The organism is Plantibacter sp. Mn2098 (assembly GCF_049319745.1).
Lineage (GTDB): Bacteria > Actinomycetota > Actinomycetes > Actinomycetales > Microbacteriaceae > Plantibacter.
In genome coordinates, this window is record NZ_JBMOUH010000009.1 from 163615 (window position 1) to 179392 (window position 15778).

Below are 15778 nucleotides of genomic sequence, written 5' to 3' on the forward strand. Positions count from 1 at the left end.
GCCAGGTACAGGGCGGCGCGTACCGCACAAGTCGGCGGAATCCCCGGCGAGTGCGATGAGACGAAGCACGAACACCTGACATGCACGAAGACCCCGGTGGGAATGGCTTCCCGCGCCGGGGTCTTCGTGTGTCCGGCTCAAGGCCGGGAGGAGAGGTTCGAGCTGCTGCCGCTAGACGCTCTTGAGCGCCACGACGGCATTGTGGCCGCCGAAGCCGAACGAGTTGCTGATCGCCAGCAGATCGCCTGAACCGAGCTCACGCGGCGTCGTGACGACGTCCAACGGGATCTCCGGGTCCTGGTTGTCCAGGTTGATGGTCGGCGGGATCACACGCTCGGAGAGCGCCAGGACCGTGAATGCCGCTTCGATCGCACCGGCGCCGCCCAGCAGGTGTCCAGTGGACGCCTTCGTCGCGGTGACGGCGATGGAGTCGAGGTGATCGCCGAAGACGCGACGGAGCGCGTTGTACTCTGCGATGTCGCCGACGGGTGTGCTCGTGGCGTGTGCGTTCACGTGGACGACGTCCTCGAGCGAGTAGCCGACGTTCTCGACGGCGGCACGCATGGCGCGGGCCGCGGCCGAGCCCTCAGGGTCCGGAGCGGTGATGTGGTACGCGTCACTCGTGACGGCGCCACCGAGGAGTTCGGCGTAGATCCGAGCGCCTCTGGCCTTCGCGTGCTCTTCGGTCTCGACGATGAGCGCTGCTGCACCCTCGCCCAGGACGAAGCCGTCACGGTCGACGTCGTAGGGGCGCGAAGCGATCGACGGGTCGTCATTGCGCTTCGAGAGCGCCTGCATCGCTGCGAAGGATGCGAGCGGGAGCGGGTGGATGGCTGCCTCAGAGCCGCCGGCCACCACGATGTCGGCGAGGCCGGCCTGGAGGTGGTCGTAGGCGTTCGCGAGGGACTCGGTGCTGGAGGCGCACGCGGACACGACGGTCCGCTCGCCGCCGCGGGCGCCGAGGTCCATGCCGATCGCCGCGGCGGGGCCGTTCGGCATCAGCATGGGAACGGTCATGGGGAGGACGCGGCGCGGTCCACGCTCGCGGAGCGTGTCCCATGCGTCGAGGAGCGTCCAGACGCCGCCGATGCCTGTCGCCCAGTCGACGAGCAGACGCTCGGGGTCGACCTCCGGGGCGCCGGCGTCCTGCCAGGCCTCACGGGCGGCGATGAGCGCGAACTGGCTCGAGGGGTCGAGACGCTTGGTCTCGATGCGCTGCAGCACGTCGACGGCCGGAACGGCGGCCTGGGCAGCGAAGTGAACGGGGAGCTCGTAGGTCTTGGCCCACTCCTGCTGGAGGGAGCTGGCGCCCGACATACCGCCGAGCAGGTTCTTCCAGGTGTCCTGCGTCGTGCCGCCGAGGGGCGACGTGATGCCGATACCGGTGATGACGATGCGTTTCGCGGTCATTGAATCACACTCTCTGTGGATGAAGGAGAACAGCACGTTCACCGGGTCGGTCGGACGAACGCCGGACCGACCCGATGAACGGGGCTTGAATTACGCCTGAGCCTTGGTGATGAAGTCGACGGCGTCGCCGACGGTCTTCAGGTTCTTGACTTCCTCGTCCGGGATCTTCACGTCGAACTTCTCCTCGGCGTTGACCACAATGGTCATCATCGAGATGGAGTCGATGTCGAGGTCGTCGGTGAAGGACTTGTCCAGCTCGACGGTGTCGGTCGCGATGCCGGTCTCGTCATTGATGAGCTCGGCCAGGCCGGCGAGGACTTCTTCGGTGGACAATGCCATTGTTATCTCCTTGGGTGTGGTTTGACCGTAGTCGAGTGTAGTCGGGTCGGGCGCTCGGCCCGGGGACCTTGGGGGATCGGATCAGGGGAGAACGACGACCTGCGCGCCGAACACGAGGCCTGCGCCGAAGCCGATCTGCAGGGCGAGTCCGCCGCTGAGCTCCGGGTGTCCCTGGAGCAGACGGTGGGTCGCGAGGGGGATCGAGGCAGCCGAGGTGTTGCCGGTCGTCTCGATGTCACGCGCGATGATGACGGTCTCCGGCAGTTTGAGCTGCTTCGCGAACTCGTCGACGATCCGCATGTTCGCCTGGTGGGGGATGAACGCCTGGATCTGGTCCGGCGTCACCCCGGCGACTTCGAGCGCCTGCTTGGCGACCTTGGCCATCTCCCAGACGGCCCAGCGGAAGACCGTCTGGCCCTCCTGGCGGAGCGTCGGCCATGGCGCAGAGCCGTCGCGGAACTCCACGAGCGTGGAGTTCATACCGACGGCATCGGCCTTCGACCCGTCGGAGCCCCACACGGTGGGCGCGATGCCGGGGGTCTCGCTCGGGCCGATCACCGCGGCGCCCGCTCCGTCGCCGAGGAGGAAGGAGATGGAGCGGTCGGTCGGGTCGACGATGTCCGAGAGCTTCTCGGCGCCGATCACGAGCGCGTACTTCGCCGCTCCTGCGCGGATGAGGGCGTCCGCCTGGGCGACGCCGTACGCGTAGCCGGCGCAGGCGGCGTTCATGTCGTACGCCGCAGCGGGGTTCGCGCCGACGCGGTCGGCGACGACTGCAGCCATGGACGGCGTCTGCTGCACGTTGCTGATGGTCGCGATGATGACGAGGTCGATGAGCTCCGGCGCGATGCCGGAGGTCTCGATGGCCTCCTTCGCAGCCGCGGTCGCGAGATCGGTCGCCGAGACACCGGCCGATGCACGGGTGCGGGTGACGATGCCGGTGCGCTGCTGGATCCACTCATCGGAGGAGTTGATCGGGCCGACGAGGTCGTCGTTGGGGACGCTCAGGTCGCCGCGTGCGGCTCCGAGCGCGAGAATCCGGGTGAATTCGGGCCCACGGGACTGCTTGAGGGTGGGTGTTGACATCTACAGGTCTCCGTTTGGCTAGCTGTGCTGCGCGATGAGTTCGAGTGCGGCGGGGAGGTCGTCGGGAGTCTTGATGGCCACCGTCGGCACCCCCTTCAGTCCGCGCCGCGCGAGGCCGACGAGCGCGCCGGCCGGCGCGAGTTCGATCATGCCGGTGATGCCGTCGGCGGCGAACGCCTCCATGCACAGATCCCAGCGTACCGGCGACGCGACCTGGCCGATCATCAGGTCGAAGAACGCTGCGCCGGATTCGACGACGGTGCCGTCGTGGTTTGTCCAGATGCGCAGCGAGGGGTCCTGCGGTGCGACGGTGCGGTCGGCCGAGGCCAGCCAGTCGCGTGCAGCGGACATGTATGAGGTGTGGAACGCGCCGGCAACCTGCAGTGGGATGACGCGTCTGCCCTTGAGTGGCTCGTCAGCGAGGCGGGCGAGTGCGTCGACTGCGCCGGCGACGACGATCTGGCCGCCGCCGTTGTAGTTGGCGGGCTCAAGGCCGAAGGTGCGCACGTGGGCGACGACCTCGTCCTGGTCGCCGCCGAGGACGGCTGCCATGCCGGTGGGGGTTGCTGCTGCGGCCTCGGCCATCGCGACGGCGCGTTCGCTCACGAAGCTCATCGCGTCGGCGTCGCTCAGGATGCCGGCCCCGTAGGCCGCGGTGATCTCGCCGACCGAGTGTCCGGCGATGCCGCCGAAGGCTCCGACCGGAGCTGCTGCGCGCAGCGCGTCGAGCGCGACGATGCCGGCGGCGACGATGAGCGGCTGCGCGACGGCCGTGTCGCGGATCGTGTCCGCGTCCGACGTCGTGCCGTGCTTGACGAGGTCGAGTCCGGCCTCGTCGGAGAAGCGCTCGAGGGCTTCACGCGCGGACGCGTCGGTGAGCCACGGTTCGAGGAAGCCTGGGGTCTGTGAGCCCTGACCAGGGCAAGCGATGACGATCACGTATTCAGTCTGCCAATCAGTTCGGAATCAGAGGTGGAGGACATCGACAAGGTATCTTGAAATCGTTTGTACGTGTCTACAACTAGCGGGCGTGGCGCGTCTCGATGCATCGATCAGAGCGGCGGGACGTCGCCGACTCGGTCCGTCTGGCGGTACTGCCCGGGCGTCATGCCGATGAGCGGGGTGAACTGTTCGATGAACTGGCTCGTCGTCGCCCAGCCGCACTCGGCTGCCGCCCGCGAGACGCTCGCGCCGTTGGCGAGGAGGACGAGCGCGCGGTGCATTCGCAGCTGCAGACGCCACTGCCGGTAACCCATGCCCGTCTCCGCTTGGAACAGCCGGCTGAGCGTGCGGGCGCCCGTCCCGGTCCGTTCTCCGAGTTCGGCGAGCGACTGCGGGGTGGCGAGGTCCGCCGCGACGGCGTCGGCGACGGCTCTGAGTCGTGGGTCGCGGGGTTCCGGGAGGTGCAGCGGTTGCTCTGGGGCCGTGGTCGCTTCGTCCACGATGACGTGCCGCAGGCGATCGAGTGATGCATCGGTGCGCCCACGTCCAGCCGTGGCCGCGCGGACCGCCTCCCGTGCCAGCGGCGTCGCGACGAGGACGGCAGGCGTGCTCGGCAACAGGGATGCGAGCGCATCGTGGATGTACACGACCCGCATGTCGGTGCGGCCGTGCGCGCGGTGGGAGTGCTCGAAGCGCGCCGGCACCCAGGCGATGCGGTTCGACGGCGCGATCCAGGATCCGGAGTCGGTCAGGAGCGACAGCACCCCCTGCGCGGCGTGGACGAGGTGTCCGAGCGGGTGGGAGTGGGGTGGGGACGTCTCCGCGTGGTCGAACTGGTAGGACCCCTCCATGGCGAACAGGTCGTCCCCATCGAGGGTCAGCTCGGTGAGATTCGGAGATTGGCGCGAAATCGACATACGGCTGTAGTTTACGTGTTTCCCGCGCATCCAGGTCCCTGTTTGACTCCGGTCATGACAACGATCACCGACCCACCGGACACCGGATCCATCCCGAGCGGACACCGCACAGGACAGCGAGGCGGCGCCGTCTTCGCCGTGTACGTGGCGTCTGGACTGCTGCTCATCGCGTTCAACCTGCGCATCGGCGTCGCCTCGGTCGGCCCGGTCCTCCGACCCATCGAACAGGACCTCGGCGTCTCGCCGTCGACGGCGAGCCTGCTCACGACCATCCCCGTGTTCGCGTTCGGCGCCTTCGCCTTCCTCACGCCTGCCCTCACCCGCCTGATCGGGCTGCACCGCCTCCTGGGGGTGACGATGGCGGTCGTCGCCCTCGGCATCGGTCTCCGCCTCATCCCGTCGCCCGTTGCGCTATTCGGTGGCACAGTGCTCGTCGGTGCGGCCATCGCGGTCGCGAACGTGTGCATGCCAGCTGCGATCAAACAGGACTTCGGCCACCGCGTCGGACTCATGATGAGTCTGTATTCCACCTCGATGTTCATCGGAGCCGCCGTGGCAGCCGCGTTCACCGTGCCGCTCCTGTCCGCATTCGACGGATCCTGGCGTGGTGCCCTCGGCTTCTGGGCTGTCCCGGCCCTGGTCGCCCTCGTCGTCTGGATCCCGAGGGCGGTGAACGCCCCGGCACGCGCACCAGGCACATCCGTGCCCGTCGATGCGGTGATCGAGGCGCGTGACGAACCGAAGCTCGCGCGGCTCTTCCGCGATCGGGTCGCCTGGGCTGTCACGGGATTCATGGGGTTGCAGAGCCTCAGCTACTACGCGGCGTTGACCTGGGTCCCCACGATCCTGCAGGACGCCGGTGTCTCGGCCCATGACGCCGGGCTGCCGCTGTCCTACACGAGCCTCCCCGGCATCGTGGCCGCCCTGATCGTGCCGGTGGTCGTCCACCGGGTCCGGCCGGGCTGGGTCCTCGTCGCGATCGCCGCGGTGTTCTGCGCCGTCGCCTTCGCCGGCCTGCTCATCGCCCCGACGAGCCTCGCGTTGCTGTGGATGACGCTGCTGGGGCTCGGGCAGGGCGCCTCCATCTCCCTGTCGTTGACCTACATCGTCCTCAGGTCGCCTGACGCGAGGCACACCGCGCACGTCTCCACGATGGCGCAGGGCACCGGCTATCTGCTCGCGGGCTTCGGACCGCTCGGCATCGGCGCGCTGCACACGGTGACCGGCGGATGGGGAGTGCCGATCGTCGCGCTCATCGTGTTGCTCGGCGCTCAGCTGGTGACCGGGGCGTCTGCGAGCCGCGACCGGCACGTCCTCGCCACTGGGCGGTTATGATCGAAGCATGTTTGTCGCGATGAGCGCCGTTGTGGCGCCGAAGGAGGTCGCCGGTGCTCTTCGCGCCGGCGGTAGAGGCTGATGCCCCGACCGACGATCGACTGAGATCGTCGGTCGTTCGTCGTATCCGCGGGCTGCGCCCGTCGGATCATCACCGGGCTGCGCAATGCAGCCGTCCTTCAGCAGGCACCGACGGTGCCGCTTCATCGCCATGCCTCGACCGAGGCAGAGAGCAGTAGCAAACATGTTTCCCATCGACGAGCGCGCACTCCGCGACTCCTTCATCAACGCCTCCCGCAAAGAGGCGTCGTCCCTGACCCTGCCGGCCGGGTTCACCGACATCGACTTCGACACGATCGACTACCTCGGGTGGTCCGATCCGAAGATGCCCAGGCGTGCCTACGTCGTGACCACGACGGAGGACGGCGCTCCGGCCTCCGTCCTGCTGCAGCAGGCGGAACAGCGCACCCTCGCCAGGGCACAGTGCTCCTGGTGCCACGACGTGACCCTCCGCAACGACGTCCAGCTGTTCGCTGCGAAGAAGGCCGGACCCGCTGGTCGCAAGGGGGACACCCTCGGCACGCTGATCTGCGCGAACTTCGGGTGCTCGAAGAACGTGCGCATGCTGCCGCCCCTCGCCTACGAGGGATACGACCGTGAGACCGCACGCGAACTGCGGATGCTCAAACTGCAGGAACACGTGCAGGGCTTCATCCGCGAACTGCACAGCTGACCGGATCGGGCCGGGCCGTCATCGACGGTTCGGCCCGGTAGCGGCCGGACGTCCCGGCCGCTTCGCTCAGCTCGTGATGCGTCGGCGCGACGGCTCCGGTTCGGCGATGGATCCCAGGATGAGGGCCGCCTGCAGGATGAGCGACTCGCGCGCTCCCGTGGCGTCCCAGCCGATGACATCGGACACGCGCTTCAAGCGGTAGCGCACCGTGTTCGGGTGCACGAACAATTCCCGGGCAGTCGCTTCGAGGGAACGCCCGTTGTCGAGGTAGCACCAGAGCGTGGTGACGAGCTCGGCCGAGTATGCCTTGAGCGGCCGGTAGACGCGCTCGATGAGGGTCGTCTTCGCGAGCGGGTCGCCGGCGAGGGCGCGCTCTGGTAGGAGGTCGTCTGCTGCGACCGGGCGGGGTGCGTGCCGCCATGATCGTGCGACCGCGAACCCGGCGAGAGCCGCTCGCGCGCTCCGTGAGGCCTCGATGAGCGACGGAACAGTGTGCCCGAGCACGAGGTGGCCGGCACCGAATCCGTGCTCCAACCGCCCGGCGATCTCCAGGAACGTCAGCTGCTCGGCGGCCTGTTCGTCCGACTCGGCGCCCGGGAGCTCCGCCCGGCCGATCACGAGGACCAACCGGTTGCCCTGGACGCCGATCAGGACGTCGGCGTCGAGGTGCCTGGCCGTGCGGCGCAGCATGTCGACGTCGAGGATCTTGGGGGTGGTGCCGACGAGCACACACGCCTCGCCGTGTCCGTGCCAGCCGAGGGCAGCGATCCGGCTCGGGAGCTCGTCGTCTGCTTCACCGCTCAGGATGGAGTCGACGACGAGCGCCTCGAGCCGTGCGTCCCAGAGGCCGCGTGCCTCCGCGGCGCGTGCGTACACGTCGGCGGAGGCGAAGGCGATGTCACGCGAGTACAGCAGGATCGCTTCACGGAGGTCGACGCTGCCGGACGCGACCCGCTCCTCGACGACCTCGACGGTGACCTTGATCAGCTGCAGCGTCTGCTGGAGGCTGACGGAACGGAGCAGCTCACGAGGAGCCGCCCCGAACACGTCAGCTGCGATCCACGGCGTCGACCGAGGATCGTCGTACCAGGAGATGAACGAGCTGATGCCGGCCTGTGCGACGAGTCCGACGGCAGAGCGCCGCCCAGGCGGCATCTCCGCGTACCAGGGGAGCGTGTCCTCCAGGCGCTTGAGGGTCGCCGTCGCGAGCTCGCCGGAGATCCGGCGCAGCCAGTCGAGCGTCTCTGCTTTCGTCTTCGTCACGGTCGGCCGCGTGCGACTAGCTCTCGCCGCCGGCGTTGCCGGTGGTGCCGGCGTTCACGTCGTGCAGGCGGTAGCGGTCGATCGCCTGCTGCGGCAGGCTCGCGTCGACCTCGCCGCGTGCAGCGAGCTGCTGCAGCGTACGGACCACAAGCGACGGGCCATCGATCTTGAAGAATCGACGGGCTGCCGCGCGCGTGTCCGAGAAGCCGAAGCCGTCGGCGCCGAGCGTCGCGAAGTCGCCTGGCACGAACTGGCGGATCTGGTCGGGCACGGCGTGCATGTGGTCCGTGACGGCGACGACGGGACCTGCAGAACCCTGCAGCTTCGACGTGACGTACGGGACACGACGCTCCTCCTGCGGGTACAGGAAGTTGTGCTCGTCGGCTGCGAGGCCGTCACGACGGAGCTCGGTCCAGCTCGTGACGCTCCAGACATCGGCCGAGACGTCCCAGTCGGCAGCGAGCAGCTGCTGGGCTTCGAGCGCCCACGGCACCGCGACGCCGGAGGCGAGCAGCTGAGCCTTCGGGCCCTCGTTCTCACCGACGCTGATGCGGTGGATGCCGCGGACGATGCCGTCGACGTCGATGTTCTCCGGCTCGGCCGGCATGACCATCGGCTCGTTATACACCGTGAGGTAGTACATGACGTTCGGGTCCTCGTGGTCGCCGCCGTACATGCGGTCGAGGCCGGCACGCACGATGCGGGCGATCTCGTAGCCGTAGGCGGGGTCGTAGGACACGACTGCCGGGTTGGTCGAGGCGAGCAGCAGCGAGTGGCCGTCGGCGTGCTGCAGGCCCTCACCCGTGAGGGTGGTGCGGCCGGCGGTGGCGCCGATCATAAAGCCACGCGTCATCTGGTCGCCAGCGGCCCAGATGGCATCCGCGGTGCGCTGGAATCCGAACATCGAGTAGAAGACGTACACCGGGATGAGCGGCTCGCCCTGCACCGAGTACGACGTGCCGACAGCGGAGAACGCCGCGACGGCGCCGGCCTCGTTGATGCCGACGTGCACGATCTGACCCTGCGGGCTCTCCTTGTACGCGAGCAGGAGCTCACGGTCGACGGAGGTGTAGTGCTGCCCGTTCGGGTTGTAGATCTTCGCGCTCGGGAAGAACGCGTCCATGCCGAAGGTGCGCGCCTCGTCCGGGATGATCGGGACTATGCGGTTGCCGAAGTCCTTGGCGCGCAGCAGGTCCTTCAGCAGTCGGACGAACGCCATCGTGGTGGCGATCTCCTGCGTGCCGGAGCCCTTCTTCGCCTGCGAGTACGCGGAGTCGTCCGGGAGGTTGACCTGCGTGTACTTGCTGCGGCGCTCCGGGACGTACCCGCCGAGCGCACGACGACGCTCGTGGAGGTACTGGATCGCCTCGTCGTTCTCGCCTGGGTGGTAGTACGGCGGGAGGTAGGGGTTCTCTTCGAGCTGCGAGTCCGTGATCGGGATCCGCATGGTGTCGCGGAACGTCTTCAGGTTGTCCAGCGTCATCTTCTTCATCTGGTGGGTCGCGTTGCGGCCCTCGAAGTTCGGCCCGAGGCCGTAGCCCTTGATGGTGTGGGCGAGGATGACGGTCGGCTGGCCCTTGTGCTCGCTGGCGGCCTTGAACGCCGCGTAGACCTTGCGGTAGTCGTGTCCGCCGCGCTTGAGGTTCCAGATCTGCTCGTCGCTGTAGTTCTCCACGAGCTTCAGGGCGCGCTCGTCGCGGCCGAAGAAGTTCTCGCGGACGTACGCGCCGTCCTCCGTCTTGTACGTCTGGAAGTCGCCGTCCGGCGTGACGTTCATGAGGTTGAGCAGTGCGCCATCGGTGTCGCGGGAGAGCAGGTCGTCCCACTCGCGACCCCAGATGACCTTGATGACGTTCCAGCCGGCGCCACGGAAGAAGCTCTCGAGCTCCTGGATGATCTTGCCGTTGCCGCGGACGGGTCCGTCGAGACGCTGGAGGTTGCAGTTGATCACGAAGTTGAGGTTGTCGAGGCCCTCGTTGGCTGCGACCTGCAGCTGGCCGCGGCTCTCGACCTCGTCCATCTCGCCATCGCCGAGGAACGCCCAGACCTGCTGGTCGCTCGCATCCTTGATGCCGCGGTTGGTGAGGTACTTGGCGAGGTGCGCCTGGTAGATCGCGTTGATCGGGCCGAGGCCCATCGACACCGTCGGGAACTGCCAGAAGTCCGGCATCAGGCGCGGGTGCGGGTACGACGACAGGCCGTTCGGGGCGTGCGACTTCTCCTGACGGAACCCGTCGAGCTGGTCGGTCGTCAGGCGTCCCTCCAGGAAGGCGCGTGCGTACGTGCCGGGGGAGGCGTGGCCCTGGATGTAGATCTGGTCTCCGCCGCCCGGGTGGTCCTGGCCGCGGAAGAAGTGGTTGAACCCGACCTCGTACAACGCTGCAGAGGAGGCGTAGGTGGAGATGTGTCCGCCGACACCGATGCCGGGGCGCTGTGCGCGGTGCACGGTCATGGCCGCGTTCCAGCGGATCCATGCGCGGTAGCGGCGCTCGAGGTCCTCGTCGCCCGGGAAGTCGGGCTCGTTCTCGGGGGCGATCGTGTTGAGGTAGTCCGTGGTGGGAACCATCGGGACGCCGAGATGCAGTTCCTTGGAACGCTTCAGCAGGCTCAACATGACGTCGCGGCCACGTCCTCGGCCACGCTCGTCAACGAGGGCGTCGAGCGATTCCTGCCACTCTGACGTCTCCTCAGGATCGGCGTCTACGTGGTTGGACGAGTATGGATCCTGGTCGTGAACAGTCACCGTCGACCTTTCTCTCGTGGCAGATCGTGCCTGGTTATGGGGTGAACTCAGCGCGCTCGCGGGTGGGAACGCGTGCCACCTTTCAGCCTATCCGAGTGACCCGATGATTCGTGACCATGTGGGTCGGCTCACGGGATGCCACGCTCTCGGCGAACCGCGTGGCGAAAGGTTGGTGCGGGCTTCTGGCGGGGTTAGGATGTCTGATCGGATCGGACCATTCACCCGTTGGCCGTTCCGGATGCAGGCGCATCCGCCTGAAAGGAAAGCAATGGCACTCGAGAACGACACACAGGCCCCCGATTTCGAACTGGCGAACCAGTTCGGGGAGCTGATCAGACTCAGTGAGTTCCGCGGCAGGACCAACGTCGCACTCGTGTTCTTCCCCCTCGCCTTCTCCGGGACGTGCACCGGTGAGCTGTGCGAGTTGCGCGACAACCTCGGTCTCTTCACCCACGACGACGTGACACTCCTCGGCATCTCCGTCGACTCGAAGCACACGCTGCGGGCCTGGGCGACGCAGGAGCAGTACAACTTCTCGCTCCTCGCGGACTTCTGGCCGCACGGCCAGGTCGCCAAGGAGTACGGCGTGTTCCTGCCGGAGAAGGGCTTCGCGAACCGTGCGACGTTCCTGATCGACAAGCAGGGCATCATCCGTGAGAGCTTCATCACCGCACCGGGTCAGGCGCGCTCCATCGCGGCCTACCGCGCGGCGCTCGAGGACATGAAGCAGCCCGCGTAGCGCTTGCGTCTCGCCTTGCCCGGTCGCGGATGCGACCGGTACCCGAGCGCTGACGCGCTAGCGCGTGAAGTGCAGGAAGCGGTAGGGGATCCCGGAGGTTGACTGCGACCAACCGGACGGAGGCGTCGTCGAGACGACCGTCCAGGAGTCGTCGATGGCCGGCGCTGTCGTGTCTCCGGCGATGTCGGCATCGAACTCGGTGATCTGCAGCTCGGTCGCGAGCGGGAGCGCCTGACGGTAGAGCTCCCCGCCGCCGCCGATCCAGCACATGCCGTCGCTCACGAGCGCGAGTGCGTCGTCGAGTGAGTGCACGACCTCTGCGCCATCCGCAGACCAGTCCAGCTGCCGGGTGACGACGATGTTGCGACGTCCGTCGAGTGGACGGAAACGGGCCGGCAGCGAGTCCCAGGTCTTCCGACCCATGATGACCGCGCCGCCCATCGTCGTGTTGCGGAAGTGAGCAGAGTCCTCCGGCACGCGCCACGGCATCGTGCCGCCCTGTCCGATGACGCCGCCCCGTGCCTGCGCCCAGATCATGGCGATGGTGCGCGGCGTTGCGGGGGAGTCTGGGCGGTCGGCGGTGTCGTCGCTCATACGGCGACAGCGGCCTTGATGGCCGGGTGGTGCTGGTAGTCGACGATCTCGAGGTCGTCGTATTCGACGTCGAAGATGCTGTCGCGCTTCGTGTTGATGCGCAGCTGCGGAGCAGGGAACGGCGCGCGCGTCAGCTGCTCGGTGACCTGCTCGATGTGGTTCTCGTAGATGTGGCAGTCGCCGCCCGTCCACACGAAATCGCCGACGTCGAGGCCGACCTCCGCCGCGACGAGGTGCGTGAGGAGCGCATAGCTCGCGATGTTGAACGGCACACCGAGGAACAGGTCGGCGCTGCGCTGGTACAGCTGGCAGGAGAGTTTGCCGTCTGCGACGTAGAACTGGAAGAGCGCGTGGCACGGCGCGAGGGCCATGTTGGGGATGTCGGCGACGTTCCAGGCCGAGACGAGGATGCGCCGGGAGTCAGGGTCGGTCCGCAGCTGCTGGAGGATCTGCGAGATCTGATCGATGTGGCCGCCGTCAGGTGTCGGCCAGGAGCGCCACTGCACACCGTAGACAGGGCCGAGGTCGCCGGTCTCGGGGTCGGCCCACTCGTCCCAGATGCTGACGCCGTGCTCCTGCAGCCATGTCGCGTTCCCGTCGCCCCGGAGGAACCACAGCAGTTCGTAGGCGATGGACTTCCAGTGCACCCGCTTCGTCGTGATGAGCGGGAATCCCTCCGAGAGGTCGAAGCGGAGCTGGCGGCCGAAGACGCTGCGCGTCCCGGTACCGGTGCGGTCTGCCTTCACGGCGCCGTGCTCCAGCGTGTCGCGCAGGAGGTCTTCGTACGGGGTGGGGATCGTCGTTTCCATCCCCTCGATCGTACGGCCAGGAGCGCGGCTGCGCGCCCCTCCACGCGGGGTTCGAGCAAGCCCGTTCGCGACGGCGGTACGGATCCGGTAGAGTCGTGCAGTCGTCACAGACGATTGAGGGCCTTTAGCTCAGTTGGTAGAGCGCCACGTTTACACCGTGGATGTCATCGGTTCGAGCCCGGTAGGGCCCACATAGCTGGGTTGTTGCACTCATTTCCTGCAAGAGTTCGACCTTCATGTCGTTCTCCTGAACCGGCAGGACTAGCGTGAAGGCATGTTCGACAGATACGTCGCCATCGGCGACAGCTTCACCGAGGGCGTCGGAGACGAACTGCCCGACGGCCGTGTCCGCGGCTGGGCAGACTTCGTGGCCCTCGGATTCGCGATCGCCGCAGCGGATCGTGCCGAGACCGAACGACCGGACCCCCGCCAGGACGCATCAGCGACGGCTGTCCGGTACGCGAACCTCGCCATCCGTGGCAAAAAACTCACCCCCATCCTCGACGAACAACTCGATGCGGCACTCGCGCTCGGACCGGACCTCGTCAGTCTCAACGGCGGCGGCAACGACATCATGCGGCCGCGCGTGTCGATCACCGAGGTCGCCGACCGGCTCGTCGCCGCCGCGGACCGACTCGTCGACGGGGGAGCGCACGTCCTCCTCCTGAGCGGCGGGAACCCGTCAGCGCATGTCCCGATGGGCGGGCTCGTCGAACAGCGTGGCGACCGCCTCGCCGCCGCCGTCCGCGCCCAGCTTCCTCGTGACGGGATCACCTTCGTCGACAACTGGGCGGATCGTGTCCTCCGCGACGGCCGCTACTGGTCGGCCGACAAGCTGCACCTGAACGTCTTCGGCCACGTCCGCGTCGCCGGCAACGTGCTCGAAGCCTTCGACGTGCCGGTGCCGGCGGAGTGGCGCATCGCGGAGGTCGCCGCCGCACCCGCCGGACCGCCCTCGCGCCGGAACGCCGCCTACTATCGCGAGCATGTGCTGCCGTGGATCGGTCGTCGCCTCACCGGACGGTCATCCGGCGACAACCGCAGCGCGAAGCTCCCGACCCTCGAACCGGTTACCATCGTGGAGCCGACCGGGCTCTGAGGGGCGTCCCTGACGTCAGCCTCGCGTGCGCCGGATCACGCTGACGCGCTGCCGAGTTCTGCGCCCGCCGCACCCGCCGCAGCGAGCGCCGCCGCGAACTCGCTCCGACTGCGCTCGACATCCTCCGCCGGTCCGCCGAGAGGCTCCGCGAGCGTCACGCTCGTGGTGATGAACCGCACGTCCATCCCGAGCATGTCGCCCAGGATGATCCGCAGCGCCGGGATCTCGTGATCCCAGTCGGCGGTGGGCGTTCCCGCATCGTAGGCGCCACCACGACTGGTCACCACAACGGCAGGTCGCCCGGCGAGCGGGAGCTCAGGCAGCGAGGACGTCACACCTGGCACGTGGATGTGGTCGATCCAGGTCTTGAGGGTCGACGGCACGGAGAAGTTGTAGAGCGGCGCGCCGATGAGCAGCACGTCCGCCGCGAGCAGCTGATCGAGCAGTCGCCGCTGGAGGGCTTCGGCCTCGGCCGGAGGATTGGCGCCGGGGATGCGGTCGGCCGCGGTCCAGTGCAATGAGGCATCTGCGAGGTGCGGGACGGGGTCGACGTGCAGGTCGCGGTACACGATCGAATGCGTCGGATCCGCCGCGGCCCAGGCGTCGGCGAACGCTGCGGTGAGCGCCCGGGAGCGTGAGGTGAGGAGATCGGCGGACGAGTCGAGGTGCAAGAGCGTGGCCATGCCGCAACGCTACAGGCGCGAGGCCGCCATCCGGGCGTTCTAGGCTGGGAGCATGCACGCCGTCACAGGAGAACAACACCGTCTGCACCACACCGGCCGGAACGGCGAGGTCGTCGCGACGATCACCGCCCTCGCCGCCGGGATCCGGGAATTGAGCGTCGGGGGAGTCGACCTCGTGGAGACCTTCCCCGAGACGACCATCGCGCCGATGGGCTGCGGCATTGTGCTCGTGCCGTGGCCGAACCGCGTGCGTGACGGCAAGTGGGTGCTCGACGGCAAGACCCAGCAACTCGACGTCACCGAGGCGTCCACCGGCAACGCCTCCCACGGCCTGCTGCGCAACACCGGCTACACGCCGCGCGAGCGCTCCGACGGCGCCGTCGAACTCGGCGCGGAGGTGTTCCCGCAGCACGGATACCCGTTCCACCTCGACACCTCGGTCAGGTACGAACTCGTCGACGACGGCCTCACCGTCACCCACACGATCATCAACCGTTCCGCCGCTGCCGCCCCGGTCGCCGTCGGCACGCACCCATACCTGGCGTTCGGTGGCGTCCCCACCGAGGAGCTCGTCCTCACGGTCGACGCCGGCACCTGGTTCGAGACGGACGAGCAGCTCGTCCCCATCGCCGAACACCCGGTCGACGGAACGGCGAATGACCTGCGTGAGGGCGTCCTCGTCGGCGAGATCGACCTCAATGTTGGGCTCGGCGGCGTCCCCTCAGGCGGCTCCGCGCACCGTCTGACGGCCCCTGACGGACGATTCGTCGAGCTGTGGGCCGATGATCAGTTCCCCTTCGTGCAGGTCTACACACCTCATGACTTCCCGAAAGCGGCCGGCACGGGTATCGCTGTCGCGATCGAGCCGATGTCGGCGCCCGCCGGCGCGTTGAACAGCGGTCAGGGACTCCGTTGGCTGGCGCAGGACGAGTCGTGGACGCTCACGTGGGCATCCGCATCGGTCATCCGAACAGCTGACTGCCGTCGCGCATCGATCATCGCCGTCGTCCTCCAGGATGACCCACAGGCGACGGAGATCGCACTGCGGCCGGATGTGACAGCTGGCTGATCCGCCGAGACTGAGGG

15 protein-coding genes and 1 tRNA gene are annotated in these 15778 nt (G+C 67.9%); 6 read left to right on the forward strand and 10 right to left on the reverse strand.

The annotated features are described in order from the left end of the window. Positions 1-171: 171 nt before the first annotated feature. The 5 genes from ACL9RL_RS15080 to ACL9RL_RS15100 form a co-directional block, all read right to left on the reverse strand. Entirely contained in the window at positions 172-1410 is a 1239-nt protein-coding gene (locus tag ACL9RL_RS15080; protein ID WP_422781088.1) for a beta-ketoacyl-[acyl-carrier-protein] synthase family protein, read from the reverse strand. A 90-nt stretch (positions 1411-1500) separates the two neighbouring features. Beyond that, positions 1501-1749 carry an acyl carrier protein gene (locus ACL9RL_RS15085; protein ID WP_422781089.1) on the reverse strand — a complete coding sequence of 83 codons (249 nt, stop codon included), beginning with the start codon at positions 1747-1749 and terminating at the stop codon, positions 1501-1503. 81 nt (positions 1750-1830) lie between these two features. Then, positions 1831-2835, reverse strand: a complete 1005-nt coding sequence (locus ACL9RL_RS15090; protein WP_422781090.1) for a beta-ketoacyl-ACP synthase III — start codon at positions 2833-2835, stop codon at positions 1831-1833. An 18-nt stretch (positions 2836-2853) separates the two neighbouring features. Further along, a complete protein-coding gene (locus ACL9RL_RS15095) occupies positions 2854-3774 on the reverse strand; it encodes an ACP S-malonyltransferase (protein ID WP_422781091.1) in 921 nt (306 codons plus the stop codon). A 113-nt stretch (positions 3775-3887) separates the two neighbouring features. Then, positions 3888-4694, reverse strand: a complete 807-nt coding sequence (locus tag ACL9RL_RS15100) for an AraC family transcriptional regulator (RefSeq protein ID WP_422781092.1) — start codon at positions 4692-4694, stop codon at positions 3888-3890. A 54-nt stretch (positions 4695-4748) separates the two neighbouring features. Between ACL9RL_RS15100 and ACL9RL_RS15105 the strand changes: the two genes are divergently transcribed. Together ACL9RL_RS15105 and ACL9RL_RS15110 are read left to right on the forward strand one after the other, a co-directional pair. Continuing rightward, entirely contained in the window at positions 4749-6029 is a 1281-nt protein-coding gene (locus ACL9RL_RS15105; RefSeq protein WP_422781093.1) for a CynX/NimT family MFS transporter, read from the forward strand. Between the two features lie 244 nt (positions 6030-6273). After that, entirely contained in the window at positions 6274-6762 is a 489-nt protein-coding gene (locus tag ACL9RL_RS15110) for an FBP domain-containing protein (RefSeq protein WP_422781094.1), read from the forward strand. A 66-nt stretch (positions 6763-6828) separates the two neighbouring features. On the opposite strand, the gene ACL9RL_RS15115 is transcribed toward ACL9RL_RS15110, so the two are convergent. Together ACL9RL_RS15115 and aceE are read right to left on the reverse strand one after the other, a co-directional pair. Continuing rightward, the gene (locus tag ACL9RL_RS15115) at positions 6829-8025 is read right to left on the reverse strand and encodes a PucR family transcriptional regulator (protein ID WP_422781095.1); all 1197 of its coding nucleotides are present in this window, start codon (positions 8023-8025) and stop codon (positions 6829-6831) included. Positions 8026-8041: 16 nt separating this feature from the next. Continuing rightward, complete coding sequence (gene aceE / locus ACL9RL_RS15120) at positions 8042-10768, reverse strand: pyruvate dehydrogenase (acetyl-transferring), homodimeric type (RefSeq protein WP_422781096.1); 2727 nt, start codon at positions 10766-10768, stop codon at positions 8042-8044. Positions 10769-11036: 268 nt separating this feature from the next. Between aceE and ACL9RL_RS15125 the strand changes: the two genes are divergently transcribed. After that, positions 11037-11507: a peroxiredoxin gene (locus tag ACL9RL_RS15125; protein WP_422781097.1), complete on the forward strand. Its 471-nt coding sequence runs from the start codon at positions 11037-11039 to the stop codon at positions 11505-11507. 57 nt (positions 11508-11564) lie between these two features. On the opposite strand, the gene ACL9RL_RS15130 is transcribed toward ACL9RL_RS15125, so the two are convergent. Continuing rightward, positions 11565-12101 carry a dihydrofolate reductase gene (locus tag ACL9RL_RS15130; protein ID WP_422781098.1) on the reverse strand — a complete coding sequence of 179 codons (537 nt, stop codon included), beginning with the start codon at positions 12099-12101 and terminating at the stop codon, positions 11565-11567. Then, on the reverse strand, positions 12098-12910 hold the full coding sequence (locus ACL9RL_RS15135; RefSeq protein ID WP_422781099.1) for a thymidylate synthase: 813 nt from the start codon (positions 12908-12910) through the stop codon (positions 12098-12100). Before ACL9RL_RS15135 ends, ACL9RL_RS15130 begins: the two co-directional genes overlap by 4 nt. Positions 12911-13028: 118 nt before the next feature. Here ACL9RL_RS15135 and ACL9RL_RS15140 point away from each other — a divergent pair. Together ACL9RL_RS15140 and ACL9RL_RS15145 are read left to right on the forward strand one after the other, a co-directional pair. Then, a tRNA-Val gene (locus tag ACL9RL_RS15140) sits at positions 13029-13101 on the forward strand. A gap of 83 nt (positions 13102-13184) precedes the next feature. Next, a complete protein-coding gene (locus tag ACL9RL_RS15145; protein WP_422781100.1) occupies positions 13185-14009 on the forward strand; it encodes an SGNH/GDSL hydrolase family protein in 825 nt (274 codons plus the stop codon). A 35-nt stretch (positions 14010-14044) separates the two neighbouring features. Here the strand turns inward: ACL9RL_RS15145 and ACL9RL_RS15150 are convergent, their stop codons facing one another. Beyond that, positions 14045-14692 carry an FMN-dependent NADH-azoreductase gene (locus ACL9RL_RS15150; protein WP_422781101.1) on the reverse strand — a complete coding sequence of 216 codons (648 nt, stop codon included), beginning with the start codon at positions 14690-14692 and terminating at the stop codon, positions 14045-14047. Between the two features lie 52 nt (positions 14693-14744). Here ACL9RL_RS15150 and ACL9RL_RS15155 point away from each other — a divergent pair, with 52 nt between their 5' ends. Next, positions 14745-15761 (forward strand): aldose 1-epimerase family protein, encoded by a 1017-nt coding sequence (locus tag ACL9RL_RS15155; protein WP_422781102.1) that lies wholly within the window; start codon positions 14745-14747, stop codon positions 15759-15761. Positions 15762-15778: the final 17 nt, after the last annotated feature.